14 protein-coding genes are annotated in these 14440 nt (G+C 67.2%); 4 read left to right on the forward strand and 10 right to left on the reverse strand.

The window, feature by feature from the left end; all coding sequences use genetic code 11:
* Window positions 1–61: 61 nt before the first annotated feature.
* From C8J44_RS16545 to C8J44_RS16570, 6 genes are all read right to left on the reverse strand, one after another.
* Window positions 62–577: a hypothetical protein gene (locus C8J44_RS16545; protein WP_121905337.1), complete on the reverse strand. Its 516-nt coding sequence runs from the start codon at window positions 575–577 to the stop codon at window positions 62–64.
* Window positions 578–702: 125 nt separating this feature from the next.
* Complete coding sequence (locus C8J44_RS16550) at window positions 703–1590, reverse strand: sigma-70 family RNA polymerase sigma factor (protein WP_183128813.1); 888 nt, start codon at window positions 1588–1590, stop codon at window positions 703–705.
* 113 nt (window positions 1591–1703) lie between these two features.
* On the reverse strand, window positions 1704–2708 hold the full coding sequence (locus tag C8J44_RS16555) for a hypothetical protein (protein ID WP_056055641.1): 1005 nt from the start codon (window positions 2706–2708) through the stop codon (window positions 1704–1706).
* Window positions 2705–3181 carry a hypothetical protein gene (locus C8J44_RS16560; protein ID WP_121905338.1) on the reverse strand — a complete coding sequence of 159 codons (477 nt, stop codon included), beginning with the start codon at window positions 3179–3181 and terminating at the stop codon, window positions 2705–2707. Before C8J44_RS16560 ends, C8J44_RS16555 begins: the two co-directional genes overlap by 4 nt.
* Window positions 3178–4551 carry a flagellar protein export ATPase FliI gene (gene fliI / locus C8J44_RS16565; RefSeq protein ID WP_121905528.1) on the reverse strand — a complete coding sequence of 458 codons (1374 nt, stop codon included), beginning with the start codon at window positions 4549–4551 and terminating at the stop codon, window positions 3178–3180. Before fliI ends, C8J44_RS16560 begins: the two co-directional genes overlap by 4 nt.
* Window positions 4552–4561: 10 nt before the next feature.
* Window positions 4562–4981 carry a flagellar biosynthesis repressor FlbT gene (locus C8J44_RS16570; protein ID WP_310886171.1) on the reverse strand — a complete coding sequence of 140 codons (420 nt, stop codon included), beginning with the start codon at window positions 4979–4981 and terminating at the stop codon, window positions 4562–4564.
* A gap of 237 nt (window positions 4982–5218) precedes the next feature.
* On the opposite strand from C8J44_RS16570, the gene C8J44_RS16575 reads away from it, so the two are divergent.
* From C8J44_RS16575 to C8J44_RS16585, 3 genes are read left to right on the forward strand one after another with little or no spacing between them, the layout of a single operon-like run.
* On the forward strand, window positions 5219–6523 hold the full coding sequence (locus tag C8J44_RS16575) for a flagellar hook protein FlgE (protein ID WP_121886548.1): 1305 nt from the start codon (window positions 5219–5221) through the stop codon (window positions 6521–6523).
* A gap of 36 nt (window positions 6524–6559) precedes the next feature.
* Window positions 6560–8653, forward strand: coding sequence for a flagellar hook-associated protein FlgK (gene flgK, locus C8J44_RS16580; RefSeq protein ID WP_121905339.1), 2094 nt, complete (start codon window positions 6560–6562; stop codon window positions 8651–8653).
* 13 nt (window positions 8654–8666) lie between these two features.
* On the forward strand, window positions 8667–9575 hold the full coding sequence (locus C8J44_RS16585) for a flagellin (RefSeq protein WP_121905340.1): 909 nt from the start codon (window positions 8667–8669) through the stop codon (window positions 9573–9575).
* 573 nt (window positions 9576–10148) lie between these two features.
* Here the strand turns inward: C8J44_RS16585 and C8J44_RS16590 are convergent.
* Both C8J44_RS16590 and C8J44_RS16595 read right to left on the reverse strand, forming a co-directional pair.
* Window positions 10149–11927: a hypothetical protein gene (locus tag C8J44_RS16590; RefSeq protein WP_259466914.1), complete on the reverse strand. Its 1779-nt coding sequence runs from the start codon at window positions 11925–11927 to the stop codon at window positions 10149–10151.
* Window positions 11924–12184: a hypothetical protein gene (locus C8J44_RS16595; protein WP_121905342.1), complete on the reverse strand. Its 261-nt coding sequence runs from the start codon at window positions 12182–12184 to the stop codon at window positions 11924–11926. Before C8J44_RS16595 ends, C8J44_RS16590 begins: the two co-directional genes overlap by 4 nt.
* 112 nt (window positions 12185–12296) lie before the next feature.
* Between C8J44_RS16595 and C8J44_RS16600 the strand changes: the two genes are divergently transcribed.
* Window positions 12297–12710, forward strand: a complete 414-nt coding sequence (locus C8J44_RS16600) for a hypothetical protein (protein WP_056055657.1) — start codon at window positions 12297–12299, stop codon at window positions 12708–12710.
* A 69-nt stretch (window positions 12711–12779) separates the two neighbouring features.
* Here C8J44_RS16600 and C8J44_RS16605 read toward each other — a convergent pair whose 3' ends face one another.
* Window positions 12780–13169 (reverse strand): hypothetical protein, encoded by a 390-nt coding sequence (locus tag C8J44_RS16605; protein WP_121905343.1) that lies wholly within the window; start codon window positions 13167–13169, stop codon window positions 12780–12782.
* A 284-nt stretch (window positions 13170–13453) separates the two neighbouring features.
* Complete coding sequence (locus tag C8J44_RS16610; protein ID WP_056055662.1) at window positions 13454–14335, reverse strand: flagellin; 882 nt, start codon at window positions 14333–14335, stop codon at window positions 13454–13456.
* Between the last annotated feature and the right edge of the window lie 105 nt (window positions 14336–14440).

The following is a 14440-nucleotide window of genomic DNA, read 5'->3' on the forward strand; positions in this document are numbered from 1 at the left end:
AACGGAAACGCAGCGGTATAGGATGTATCAAAGCGGGATATCGGACCGGTCGAGTGTCGGATCAGTTGAGTGGGGCGTAAAGACGGTCGGCGGCCATCAGCGTCCAGATGCTGTCGGGTGCTGGCGGAATGATGGCGACGGCCGTACCGCGCCGATCCGCGGCGGCGATCAGCGCGCTTGCGTCGCGCGGTGGCCGCCCCGTCATCAGGACCACGCCCGTTCCGTCGGTGACGATACAGGAGAAGGCGGCGCCGTGGCGTGCCGTCCGGATCGCCGCCAGTCGAGCGAACAATACGATGGAGGCGCGCTCGAGCGTGGCCACGGCGGGACCCAGAAGATGATCCGGGCGAGCGCAGCGCGGATCGCGGTAGGGGACGAGGGTCTCGTCCCACAATTTGAGGACAAGCGCGCCCTCGCTGGTTTGAGCCGGTAGTGCCAGCGTCAACAGGACCGCACCCTGGCACTGCATCAATCCCGATCCGATCAACGCGATATCGCGGGCGGCACGGATCAGGCGTTCGTCGATGTCGGATGGACTGTCGATGGCCAGCAAATCCGTCATATCGTGCACCGGCATCTAAACCTCCCGTAAACCTTGTTCTATTTTAGGAGGGTTTAGGATGCCTGTGGCGCGGACGACACAAACTATCTTGGGCATGCCGAAAAAGCGTGGCCGGCGTGCTGTCACCGGCCAGCGTCAGATCACAGCGCGACCGACCCGATAGATTCGCGGCGGGGGCGTGCTGGAACGGGCGTCGACAGCGCTGCGGCGAAGCGTGGCGTGCGATCCGCCATTTCGGCTATCGCCGCGGTGGCGCGCTTGGCGACCTGGCGAGTCCGCTCGCGGACCGCCTCGTCGTCGATCCGGGCGTCCTGCTCGGCGTCCTCGGACAGGCGGCGTTCGATCGCCTCGCGGTGGAGCGCGATCTTGGCTTCCAGCGCGGCGAGGTCCGACGGATCGATCGGATGGACGGACGAGCGCAGGCGCGGCCCGGCGATCTCGCGTGCACGCTCCGGGGTCGCCTTGCGGGCGCGACGTGCGAGCTGATCGGTGCCGACGTCGCGCAGGTGATCGACGTAATCCTCGATCAGCTTGGTCCGCGTGAGCGTCGCCATGTGCGCTGATGCGCCCGATTCGGTCAGCTCCAGCGCATTTTCGTCCATGATCATCGTCTCGAGCGTCATATCCTCGCCATCGGCGTTCGACATCACGGCATGGAGCGACACGGTCGCGGCTGAGACCTTCTTCGCCGAGGGGCGCTGATCGGTCATCAGGCGGAAGCGGAGGCCCTGGAGCTCGCCGCGGAGCTGCCAGTTCACGAAGGTCGTGAACTGCGCCTTGGTCGGGTCATAGCCCTGGATCGCACGGTGCACGCCGATCGCGCAGCACTGCTCGGCGTCCTCCCAGTGCGAGACCAGCCCGTATTGGCGGATGAAGTGGCGGATGCGCGGGGCGATGAGCTTCAGGATCCCGGCAAAGGCGCGGTCGCCATACACGCGCTGGCGGTTGGTCATCGCTGCGCCATCGGCCGGTGTGTTTTCGATAACGATTGCGACGGCGGCCTCTAGCGCGGCGGTGATCTTCGACATTGGTAGTCCCCAAACCTCGGTCGCTACAGCGCTTCCGAACAATCTCCTTTTGGGGTCAATTAGTTAACATCCTGTATCTCCCATATAGGATGTAATTGGATTGTACGGAATCGTCAGCCGGAAATGTTTGCGAACTGCTGCGGACGGATTTTGCGGTCCATGAAATCGAGCAGCCAGTTGCGATGCGCGACCGTGGCGTCGCCGGTCGAGGCGATTCGACGGCTGCTGTCGCCGGCGCCGATCTGAGCATTGAGCAGCGTGTGCGCGCGCGATTCGGATAGCCCGCCGTCGCGGACGAACCGCACCGCGTCGCCCAGTCCGAGGTGGTGGCCGAGATACGCGAGGCGTGCGGTTGCGCCGACCTCGCCGTGCGCCGAAACGCCCGCGCGATCGAGCCCGTCGAGATTGCGTCGGGCGAAGTCGGCGATGCCGTTGATCGCCGCGGTCGGATCGTAGCGCAGCGACAGCACCGTCGCCCGCGCGCTCGCGAGCACCTTGCCGTTCTCGCCGAGCAAGCCATTGGCGCGCGCGAATCCGTTCAGCCATGTTCCGCCGGTTTCGGCCATGCCTTCCCAGGTCCGACTGAGGAATTGACCGAGGCCGGCGGCGCTCGATCGTGGATTGCGCGAATAGGTCTGCCAGGTTCCGTCGCGCGCCTTGCCGGCTTCGGCGTCTACGATCGCGGCCAGTGCCGCTGCCGGAATACCGGTGCGCGCCGCTGCGGCCTGCAAGGTCGGCGCGTGCCGGGCATTGCGCCCGAGTCCGTCTACCGCAGCCACCCCCGTATGCGGGGCCGAATCGATTGCAGGACGATGTAGAGCGGGACCCAGGTCGGCCGTTGCAAAGCGGGCGCGAACCTCCGCGGCTCCGGCAACCGGATCGGGCGTCGTCGCGGGAACCTTGGCTTCCGGCATCAGCAGCGCGATCAGTGAATCGAGCGAGGTCGGCGACGATGCGTCGCGTGCCGTCACCGAGGCGGAGTCGTCGTGCGATCCGGTCCCCGATCCGCCGAGCGCGGCCTGCCAGAGATGCTTCGCCATCTCGGCTTGTGCGGCACCATAGATGATCGCGGCCCGGCGATCGCGCGGGACGCTCGCCAACCCTGTCGGATCGATCACGGCGTGGGCATCTTGCTGGTCGGAGCAAGTCGGGCGTTCGCGACATGCGCCGCAAATTTGCGGCCGCGCCGTGACGCGGGACGGGCCGCGGTGAGGTCGTCGAGCATCGCCTGTTCGGCGGCGGCGAGACTGCGGGCCTCGGCCTCGCGGTGCGCGCCGACGGCACCTTCGATCGCGGTGCGCGAGCCATAGACTTCGACCGCCTTGCGACGCAGCGACTCGAGATGCAGGTGTGCGGCGGCGCGGTGCTCGGCGAGCTGGCGACGATGGTCGCGGGCGCGGACGAAGTAGCGATCGGTGGTCAGGCGGGGTTCGCCGAACGCGACGAGACCTTCGCGGATCATCGCGTTTTCGACCGCGATATGCGCTTTTTCGATCCGCTCGAGCTCGTCGATCGCGAGGCCGATCGCGGCCCGGACCGCGTCGAGCTTGCGTTCGACGACGCGCAACGCGGTATCGTAAGGCGTCGTCATGCTGCCATCTCCAGCGTGGGTTCAGGGCGCGCGTCCGCCGTCGCTGCAGGCTCGACCGCCAGCAACTCGGCCAGGATCGCGAAGGTCTGTGCGGCGTTCGCCTGATCCTGCTTGCCCTGCGTCAGCAGTGCCTCGATCTGTGGCGCAAGGCGGATCGCCTCGTCGACTTCGGGGCTCGACCCAGGCTTGTACGCGCCGAGCCGGACCATCTCTTCCATGTCGCCATAGGTCGACAGGATGCGGCGCGCGGCGAGGCGGATGTCGTTCTCTTCGGGCGTGTGACAGCGCGGCAAGGTGCGCGAGACCGATTTCAGCAGGTCGATCGCCGGATAGCGGCCGCGCTCGGCGATTTTACGCGTGATCACGACATGGCCGTCGAGGATACCGCGCACCGCATCCGCGACGGGTTCGTTGTGATCGTCGCCATCGACGAGGACGGTGAACAGACCCGTGATCGTACCCTGACCGGGAAGACCCGGACCAGCACGTTCGAGCAACCGCGGCAGCTCGGCGAAGACGGTCGGGGTATAGCCCTTGGTCGCGGGCGGTTCGCCCGACGCAAGCCCGATCTCGCGCTGCGCCATCGCGAACCGCGTGACCGAATCCATCAGGCACAACACCTTGAGACCCTGATCGCGGAAATGCTCGGCGATCGCGAGCGTCGTCCAGGCGGCCTGGCGGCGCATCAGCGCGGGCTCGTCCGAGGTCGCGACGACCACCACGCTGCGCGCGAGACCGGCGGCGCCGAGATCGTCCTCGACGAATTCCTGGACCTCGCGGCCGCGCTCGCCGATCAGCCCGATCACCGCGACATCGCAGTCGGTCCAGCGTGCCAGCATCGACAGCAGCACCGACTTGCCGACGCCCGACCCGGCGAACAACCCGAGCCGCTGACCTTCGCAGAGCGGCGCGAAGACATCGAGCGCACGGACGCCGGTCTCGACCTTGGCACCGACGCGCGCACGCCCGGCAGCGGGCGGGGGCGTCGCGCGGATCGGGCGCGGCACCAGCCCGGTGGGCAACCCGCCCTTGCCGTCGACCGGGCGACCGAGGCCATCGACCATCCGGCCGAGCCACGCGGCGCAGGGGCGGATCGCGAACTCACCCGCGGCGACGACCGCGCGGGCGCCCGCCGCGACACCCTGCGGGTCGCCGAACGGCAGGCACAATGCGCGGCCATTCTCAAGGCCAGTGACTTCGGCGTCGATCGTGCCGGTGCGGATGGCGATGCGGATTAGCGAGCCGATCTGCGCGGCGTTGCCAAGCCCGTCGACTTCGATCAGCGCCCCGCGTGCGGCGACGACGGTGCCGTAGCGCTCGTCGAACGGCATCTCCGCCAGGGTGGCGGTCGCCGCCGCGAGGACCTGCATCGTCCGCATCTCAGGCGGCGCGGCCGGCGAGACGATCGAACGCCGCGGTCTCGTAGTCGATCAGCCGGCGGCAGATGCCGAGCGCGCGATAATATTCGGCGGTGGCGACGCAGTGCGCGAATTCGAGGCACAGCATGCGCGCCGCCGCGGTTTCGAACGCCGACAGCAGTTCACCGAGCAGCACGACGATGCGATCCTGATGCGAGTCGCGTGCTGTATCGTCGATATAGGCCATCATACAGGCGAGGTAGAGCCGCCGGGCGGGCGTGGTCGCCTCGTCCGGCGCCATGATCTCGCGACCGCGGAGCAGCGCGACCTGGTTCTCGACGATCAGCTCCACGCGACCGTTGGCGCGCAGCACCGCGCCGTTGACGATCATCTTTTCCCCGTCCCGCAAGGTTATCCGCAACGTCATCCAACCACCCTTCATGTGTCTGGATCGTTATAGGATGGATTAACGAAGTCCGGTCGCGACCCGGCAAGATTTGCCGCCTTGCGAGCCAGGGGCACGTCCTCGCGATGCCGCGTCGCCGGCATCTTCACGACCGGCATCTTTACGAAACCCGCGCGCTCCCGACCGGCGATGCGTGAACGCCCCTATAAAGTGACGAGAAGGGGCGCGTATCCGCCCACCCTGTCGTCGATGTCCGCTTGGAGACGTATTCGCATGAGCCTGTATTCAGCCCTGTTTTCCGGCGTGTCCGGCCTGTCCGCCGAAGCCAGCGCGATGGCCGCGGTCGCGGACAACATCACCAACGTGAACACGGTCGGCTACAAGGCCGTCGAAACCCAGTTCAGCACGCTTGTCGGCGACGGCCGCGCCTCGAACAGCTACACGGCGGGCGGCGTGACCGCGCAGCCCAAGGCGCTGATCTCGAACCAGGGCCTGTTGCAGGCGTCGAGCAACTCGACCGATCTCGGCATCGAGGGGCAGGGGTTCTTCATCACCCGGTCGAGCAGCGACGCGAAAAGCGGCGTGTCGCTGACCCGGTCGGGCTCGTTCTCGCCGGACAAGGACGGCTTCCTCAAGAACACGTCGGGTCAGTATCTGCAGGGCTGGCGGCTCGATACGAAGGGCGCCTATGTCAACACGGGCAGTGTCAACGCGCTCGAACCGATCCGCGTCAGCGACCTGACCGGCACCGCCGCCGCGACCAGCAAGATCCAGATGCGGGCGAATTTCCAGTCGACCACGGCAGCCTATACGGGCGCTTATACCGCGGGCGACATGGCGAACGGCACGGTGGCGTCGCCGAGCTTCTCGCGATCGGTCGACGTCTACGACCAGCAGGGCGGCGCCCACCGTGTCGCGCTGAGTGCGATCAAGACCGGCCCGAACAGCTGGAAGGCCGAAATCTACGCGCAGCCCGCGACCGACGTGACCGCGGCGAACGGCCTGCTCGCCAGCGGCGACATCAAGTTCAACGCCGACGGCAGCCTCGACCGGGCGAACAGCTCGCCGGCGCTGTTTTCCTCGGTCACGCCGACCTGGACGAACGCGGCGGGCGCCGATCCGATCGCGCTGTCGCTGGGCACCGACGGCAAGGTCGACGGGCTGACCCAGTTCGGCACCGAGTCTTCGCTGGTATCCTCGTCGGTCGATGGCGGCATCCTCGGCAACGTGGCGTCGGTGTCGGTGTCGAACCAGGGTGTCGTCAGCGCGACCTTCGACGACGGTCGCACGCGGGCGATCTTCCAGCTGCCGGTCGCGACGGTGCCCAATCCGAACGGCCTGACGCGCATCAGCGGCAACGGCTATAGCGCATCCAGCGTGTCGGGTGCCTATGCGATCAACGCACCGGGGTCGCTCGGCGCGGGCAACATCAAGGGCTTCGCGCTGGAAGCCTCGACCGCCGACCTGGCGCAGGAGTTCACCAACATGATCCGCTTCCAGCGTGCCTATAGCGCGTCGTCGAAGATCATCACGACGGTCGACGACATGCTCCAGGAAGCAAGCAACCTGAAGCGATAAGCCCGACTAGCACCCGGCTCAACAAAGGTACTGCGCGTGTCGCTCAGCGAAATCCTGTCTTCCGCCCTGTCCGGCCTGAACGCCACGCAGGCGGCCATGCGGACGGTGTCCAACAACATCGCCAACGTGAACACCGCTGGATACGCACGCGAAAAGGTGTCGCTGACGACCGGGGTCACCGCGGGTCGGGTCTCCGGCGTCGTGGTGGGCGAGCCGAGCCGCGTCGCCGACAAGTATCTGGAGACCACCGTCTATGCGCGATCGGGCGATGCCGGTCGCGCCGAGGTGGTCTCCACCTATCTCGATCGGTTGCAGTCGGTGCTGGGGGCGTCGGATTCGGATTCGGGCATCTCGGCGCGGCTGAATGCGGTCGCATCGGCGGCGACTGCGATGACCGGCAGCGCGGGCGGTCCGCAGACCAGCGCGGCGTTCGTCGGATCGGTCGCCGACGCGGTCGGCACGATCCAGCAGCTCGGCACCGACGTCTCGGCGATCCGGTCGGACGTCGAAGGCGAGGTCGGCTATTCGGTCGACCGCGCCAACACGCTGCTGCGCAATATTTATGACTTGAACGACTCGGTCGCGCGGCTCGAGGGGCTGGGGCGGAGTTCGGCCGGCGTCGCCGACCAGCGCACCAGCGCGATCCAGGAATTGAGCGGTCTGATCGGCGTGAACGCGCGCGAACAGTCCGATGGCCGCGTGACGATCGAGACGACCACCGGCGTCCAGCTGGTCGACCGGCGCCTGCGCCAGTTATCCTATGCGGACAGCGGTGCCGGATCCTCGCAGCCGATCTATGCACCGATCGAGGTGCGGTTCGCCGCCGCCGACGGCTCGCCCGGCGCCACGACCGGCGAGAAGATCGACAGCCCGTCGATCGGCGGCAAGCTCGGTGGCCTGCTCGACCTGCGCGATCATCAGCTTCCGGGGTTTTCGGATCAGGTCGCCGACGTGTTCGCGGGGATGGCGCAGGTGCTCAACACCGCGTCGAACGCAGGCACCGCGGTGCCGCCGCCGGCGACGCTGGAGGGGCGCGCGACGGCGTTGACCGGGAGCGACCGGCTCGGCTTCACCGGCGCGGCGACGTTCGCGGTGACCAAGAGCGACGGTACGCTGGTGGCCAAGACCAAAATCGATTTCTCCGCACTCGGGGCGAACGCAACCGTCGACGACGCGGTCGCGGCGATCAATGCGGGTCTCGGCAGCGCGGGCACCGCGAGCTTCGTCGGCGGCAAGCTGACGATCGCGGCGAGCGCGAGCGGTAACGGCGTCGCGATCGGCCAGGATGCGACGAGCCCGAGCGCCCGCGCGGGGATCGGGTTCTCGCAATATTTCGGCCTGAACGACGTGGTCCGCAGCGACACGGCGATGCTCGCGCCGTCGGGCTTCAAGTCGGGCGACGCGCATGGTTTCACCGCGGGCCAGTCGGCAGACCTCGCATTGCGCGATACGTCTGGGCGGGTGCTGGCGCGGTATACGCTGGGCGCGACCGGCTCGACCTTCGGCGATCTCGTCACCAATCTGAATGCGAGCCCGCTGGCCGGCTATGGCAGTTTCGCGATGGACGATGCGGGGCGGATCCGGTTCTCGCCGACCGCGAGCAACGCAGGGGCTGCCTTGTCGGTGGTCTCGGATACGACCGATCGCGCGGGCACGGGCCGCAGCCTGTCCGAGATCACCGGGCTGGGCGGTGCGACCGCTAGCCTTGCTGGTGCCGAGGTGCGCCGCGACATCGTCGCCGATCCAAGCCGCCTTCCGCTCGCACGTCTCCAGGACGTCGCGGTCGGCGCGAAGGCACTCGGCGCGGGCGACCGTCGGGGCGCGTCGGGGTTTGCCGATGCCACCGAAGCGGTCGTCGATCTCGGCAGGAACGGCGTGACTTCGGTGTCGCGGCTGACCGCGAGCGTGCTCGGCAACGCCGCCACCGCCGCGTCGCGCGCGCAGACGATGCAGACGACGACAACGACACGCCGCGACGACGCGGTCGCCAGCCGCGACAATTTCTCGGGCGTCAGCATCGACGAGGAACTCGGCCAGATGGTCGTGCTCCAGAACAGCTATTCGGCGGCAGCCCGCGTGATGAGTACCGCCTCGGCGATGTACGACACGCTGCTGGCCATGGTGAGATAAGAAAGATGAACCGATGATCCGCGTCGCCACCCTTCCGTTCCAGAACACCCTGTCGCAGGCCATCCAGCGTGCGCAGAGCAAGCTGGCCGCGACCCAGACCCAGCTCAACACCGGCAAGAAGGCGTCGACTTTGGCGGGGCTTGGCACCGATGCGGCGCGGACTCTGTCGGCACGTACCGTACTCGCGCGCCAGGAATCGCAATCGGCATCGGCGACGCGGCTCGGGACGACCTTGTCGTTGTACGATGCCAACATCACGTCGATCGATACCGGCGCGACCGATCTCCGCCAGAGCATCCTGACCGCGATCGGCACCGGGAGCGGGGCGGGGCTCCAGGCCTCGATCGACAGCGCGTTCGGGCAGTTCCGGACCGCGCTGAATGCGACCGACGGCAGCGGACCGCTGTTCGGCGGATCGCAGACCGGCGACGTGCCGTTCAAGCCCGCGACGCTTGCCGACACGATCGGCGCCACGCCTGCGAGCGCGTTCGCCAACGATCTGGTCCGCGCCTCGGCCCGCGTCGCCGAAGGCACCGACCTAACGTACGGCGTCGTCGCCAGCGATCTCGGCAGCACGATGCTGGCGGCGTTCCGCACGCTGGCGGAGGCAGGAACGATCGGCGACAAGATGACCGCGGCGCAAAAGGATGCGCTTGGCACCGCGGTCAACCAGATCGCGACCGCGCTGACCGGCGTGCGCGCGGTCAATGCCGAGAATGGCCGCAAGCAGTCGCAGGTCGAGACGCTGGCGACGCGCGGCGAAGAGCGCGCGACGCTGCTCAAGGATTCGATCTCGCGCGTCGAGGACGCCGATTTCGGCCAGATCTCGACCGATCTCGCGCAGCAGCAGAGCGTCCTGAAGGCAAGTTATTCGGTGTTCGGCCAGCTGACCAGCATGAGCCTGGTCGACTATCTCAAATAGGGTGGGCCAAGGTCACAGCGGCTAAATTCCGATCCTCCCCCGCCAGGGGGAGGTGGCAGGCGCAGCCTGACGGAGGGGGAGGCTCGCGGGAACTATCGTTTCGCATGCCGCCCCCTCCGTCGCCTTTCGGCGCCACCTCCCCCTAGCGGGGGAGGATACTGAGGCGGTTGACATTCAGGTCGAGGCGCCAGATTATTTCTCTTCTCCGTCACGCCAGACGCTTCGGCTTTGTTCAGGAGAGCCTGATTCCAGCATCTAGGGTACGGCATCCTCGATAGACTGTAGGTTGCGGAACGGTTGAGCTGCGAAACCAGTCGATGATGATACTCTCAAGCACATAGCCGTCATTCCCGCGCAGGCGGGAACCCATACCGGCAAACCTCGCGAAGAAATCGCCGATGCTTGAGCATATGGATCCCCGCCTCCGCGGGGATGACGAAGGTCACACGTCGGATGGCGATAAGCGCAGAACCAGTCCGGGGTGGCGGAATGATTTCAAGACCGTTCCCCCCCGCTACATATCGATCCGTCTCGGTATGGCACGGCCGCTGGCACTTTAGCGCGCCTTCCGTATCAGCCCGCCTTCGTCGGATGGCTCATCGCCGCGCTGCCCTGATCGAGCAGGTCGCCGAATGCGCCGGCGGGGCTGGCGGCGGGGAGGGCGGCCATCGCGTTGCTGAGCGTCGCCGGATCGATCGAGCCCGACTGCGCGGTCAGCGTCGCGAACGCCGAGCCGGTCGGCAGCGTTTCGAACGCGTGGCCATACCGGCTGCGCAGCGCCGCGAGGTCGGATTCGCGGCCGAGCATCGCCAGCGCGATCGCCTGGCGCAGGACGATCGCCTGGCCGACTTCGCTCAACGCGCTGCGACCGGCGCCGGGCAGCGATTTCGGCAAGGCCTGCTCGCCGACCGCGGCAAGACGCGCCCAGTCGTGCGCGCGCCAATAGAGTTCGGCGGTCAGCGCACCGCCGCCGGGGACATCCTCGACGGTCGCCAGCGCCTCGGCGGACTTGCCGAGCAGTTGCAGCGCGGCGGCCTCGACCCGGCGTCGATCGGCCAGGGTATCGGGCGGATAGGCGAGGATGTCGGTACCGCGCAGCGTGCGGATCGCGGCGTCGGGCGTCCCGGCGAGAATCTGCAGGCTGGCGATGCGGACGGTCAGCGGACCGCGTTCGACGTCGCTGGCCTGCGTGTCGAGTCGGTGATCGAGCAGATCGGCGGCGCGGCCGTACAGGCCCGCGGCCTGGAGCCTGTTCACGAGGTTTTCGACGAGCTGGTTGCCGACCGGGCCGGCGGGCGCGATGTCGCGATAGTCCCAGAACATCCCGGCGGCCTGGACCAGCGACAGCGCCGAGCCGGGCGCGAGCGCCTGCGCGAGCTGCGTCTGGAGTTGCGCCACGAGTGGACCGGAGGCCGCGCCGAGATCGAAATAGCGGAACAGCGTCGCGCCGCTCGCCAGCATGCGACCGGTATCGTGCGTGGCGGTCGCGAGGCGGACCGACAGCTCGAGCGCGCGGCGTTCGATCCGGTCGCCGCGCCAGGTGAACAGCAGCGTCTCGAGCTGGCGGGTCGCTTCGCCGACCGGCAGCGTGTGCGACGCGACGCCGTTCTCGATCGTCGCCAGACGGGCATCGGCCTGCTCGACGTCATCCCCGCTCAGAATGACGCGGTCGAGACGAAGCCGCGCCGGCTGCATCTGGCCGAGCAGCGCATAGGCCTTGCCGCGGAGCAGATTGGCGGCGGGATCGTCGTCGGGCACCGCGTTCAGCCACGCCATTGCGGGTGAGGCGCGGCCCAGATCCAGCGCCGCACTCCCCGCGGCGATGACGAACGGGCGGCGGGCAGCCGACGTCCGGCCCGTGAGCGCGGGCATGGCGCAGCGCAGCTGGCCAAGCGCCTCGGCTGCGCGATACGAGTCCGCGAGCGTCCGCATCCGCCAGAGACAGGCTTCCGAATCGCCGAGCAGCGTGTCGTCGCCGAGCATCGTCAGCGCTTCACTGGTGTGCCGGGCCATCGCTGCTGCAACGCCGCGCGCGCGCATCCACGCGGGGACGAGCGCCAGATCGGGATCGTCTGCGCGCATCACGTCGAGCACGCCGATCGCCTCCGCTGCCAAGCCGCGCGCGATCAGGCTGGTCGCATAATCCCATCGCAGCGCCTGCCGGGTGGCGGGCGTCGCCGCGGCGAGCGAAGCCCAGGCGGACTCGTCGCCCCTGGCCGACCAGGCGGCGGCGCCTGTCGGCAAGGGCCGCTCGGCCAGCGCCGCCGCGAAACCAGGCAGGCGAGCAGGGGCAAGGCTCGCTTTCGGCGGCGTGGCGACGAGCGCAGCGGCGCCGATCAGGAGACCGATCACGCGAAGATCACCGCGACGGCTGCACCACCGGCACCACATCCCAGCACGAACAACAGCGCCAGGATCATGCCGGCACGGCTGGACATCGCCGACGACAGCGCGCCGGATGTCGCGACGGGCAGCGGGGCCGGCGACGCGGCGGCCGCCCCTGCGGCGGTGCCGTCGATGACGATCGGCGGCGTGTCGCCGCGCCGCCGGGACTGCGCGCCGCTGGCGTCGAGCAGTCGGACCTTTCCGGGTTTCTGATCTTGGCTCATGGCGTAAACGTCCCTTATCTTCATCCAATTATAGGATGTCGGAGCTACCGAGGGGCGTCGTCCCGCGCGAAACATGCTGTTGGCGGGCTATGCGTTGCGAGTAGGAATTTCGATGGCTGCGTTCCGTTCCCTTCTGCACATCGCGGCGGCCGCCGTGGCGATCGTCGCGGCAACTGGCTCGTCGGCGTCGGAAGGCGAGTCGCAGCCGGCGATGGACGCGACGTTCGTGGCGATGCCCGAACTGGTCGTGCCCATCATCGACGGCGATCGCGCGGATGGCCGGCTCAAGATCAAGATCGTGCTGAGGGCGGCGGATGTCACGGCGGCGGCGCGCCTCAAGGCCGCGATTCCGAGCCTTCGCGAGAGCGCGCTGGCGTCGGCGAGCGAGTTCGCGCGGCTTCGCGCCTCGCCCTACAAGCCGGTCGATGTCGCGCGATTGGCGCAGGACATGACGCGTGTGCTGCGCGGGCGGAATCCGGATGTCGCAAGCGTTCTGGTGGTCGAAGTATCGGCCCGCCCCGCCTGAGCCGTTCGGCGTAGGCGGGCGGTCGAAATTGGGGTCGAAGGCACGGCCGTAGCCGGGGCCGGGGCCGGGTTACTCGGCGATGCGGACGGCGCGGGAAAGCTCCGCTGCGACCCGTGTATTCCAGGTACGCAGGAACGGCGGCGGCCGGACGGCGCCGATCGCCACGGTGGCGGCCCGCGGTTTGGTCTCGGCGGTCGGTACGGAAATTGCCGGTACGGAAATTGCGGCGCCAACCGAGTCGCAGCTCAGCGTGACGAGTCCGCATCCCGCGACCGATGGTTGCAACAGGAGCAACAGGCACTCCGCGATTTCGGGATCCTCGCGCGGGCCGATCATCTCGACGACGGTCTCGGGCGTCATGTCCGGATAGGTCATCGCCTTGGCCGCCGCGGTGTCCCACAGCGCCGACGCGTCGTCGATGTTCAGCTGGCACCGCAGCTCATAGAGCGCGTTGCTCACGATCGATCCGATCCGTAAGCCGGATGCCTGTATTGTACCGTCACGTTTGAACCCTTGCTTGTACGCGTATGTCACTAGAAATACTCGATGTTGTTCGAGATATGAGGCAAAATGGGTTCGACGGAAATTAGGTAGTTATACGTAATACGATTTTAATGTCGGGTTGTGACGTTCGGGTAACACAATGAAACGTTACGAAAAAAACCGGGACCGACTTTCGCCGATCCCGGTTCCCGGTAGCCCGCCGACGGTTTGGGGGTGCCGACGAGGCGCCCGCTCCCGTTTTACCGGAAGAGCGACGTGATGGTCTGCGGCGCCTGGTTGGCGATCGACAGAGCCTGCACGCCAAGCTGCTGCTTGACCTGCAATGCCTGAAGCTTCGCCGATTCCTTGGCCAGATCCGCATCGACGAGATTGCCGATGCCGCTTTCGATGGTGTCCGACAGCTTGCTGGTGAACGTCGTCTGGGCGTCGATCTTGCGCGATGCCGAACCCAGATCGCTGAGCTTGCCGTTAAGCGACTTGCTCAGTGTATCGAGGGTATCGACCATCTTCTTGGACGTTGCCGAATCGGTCAGCTCCGAGTTCTGGCCGAGGGTGCCGGTACCGGCGCCGGTCGACTGAGTCTCGGTCGTCGCCAGATCCAGACCCTGGTTGGCAATCGACAACGTGTCGGGGGTGTACGACGTGCCGCTGCCCGTTGCGGTATTCGACAGCGACTGAAGTGCGCTGACTGCGCCACCGCTGCTCTTCAGCAGGTTGGTGCCGTTGAACTCGGACGAGTTGACGATCGTGGTGATCTGATCGCGAAGGGCCTTGAAGTCCTTGTTGTAAGCAGAGCGCGTATCGGTCGAGATGCCGTCATCCGACGCCTGCTTGGCAAGCGTCTTCATCTGGTTGACCACGTCCGAGATCTGCTCTGCCCCTGCGACAGCCACGTCGGTAACGCTCTTCGCCCGGCTGAGCGACGAGCTGACCGCCTTCAGACCGCCCAGATCGCCACGAAGGCCCTGTGCGATGGTGAAAGCTGCCGAATCGTCCTTGGTCGAGCTGACGTTCAGGCCGCTGTTGATGCGGTTCTGAACGGTGGCGAGACCCTTGCTGGTCGCGTTGAGAGCCTGGAGGGCTGCCATTGCGCCAGAGTTGGTGTTGACGGACAATGCCATGATGATTTCCTTCTGGAATAAATACGCTGGCTTCTGCCGACGTGGACCGGTTCGCCGGTCCTCGACAGCCTCGGTGCGAGGCCGGTTCTTTATTCTGGGAAGAAA

The sequence above is a fragment of the Sphingomonas sp. PP-CE-3A-406 genome, assembly GCF_003688625.1.
In the GTDB taxonomy this organism is placed as follows: domain Bacteria; phylum Pseudomonadota; class Alphaproteobacteria; order Sphingomonadales; family Sphingomonadaceae; genus Sphingomonas.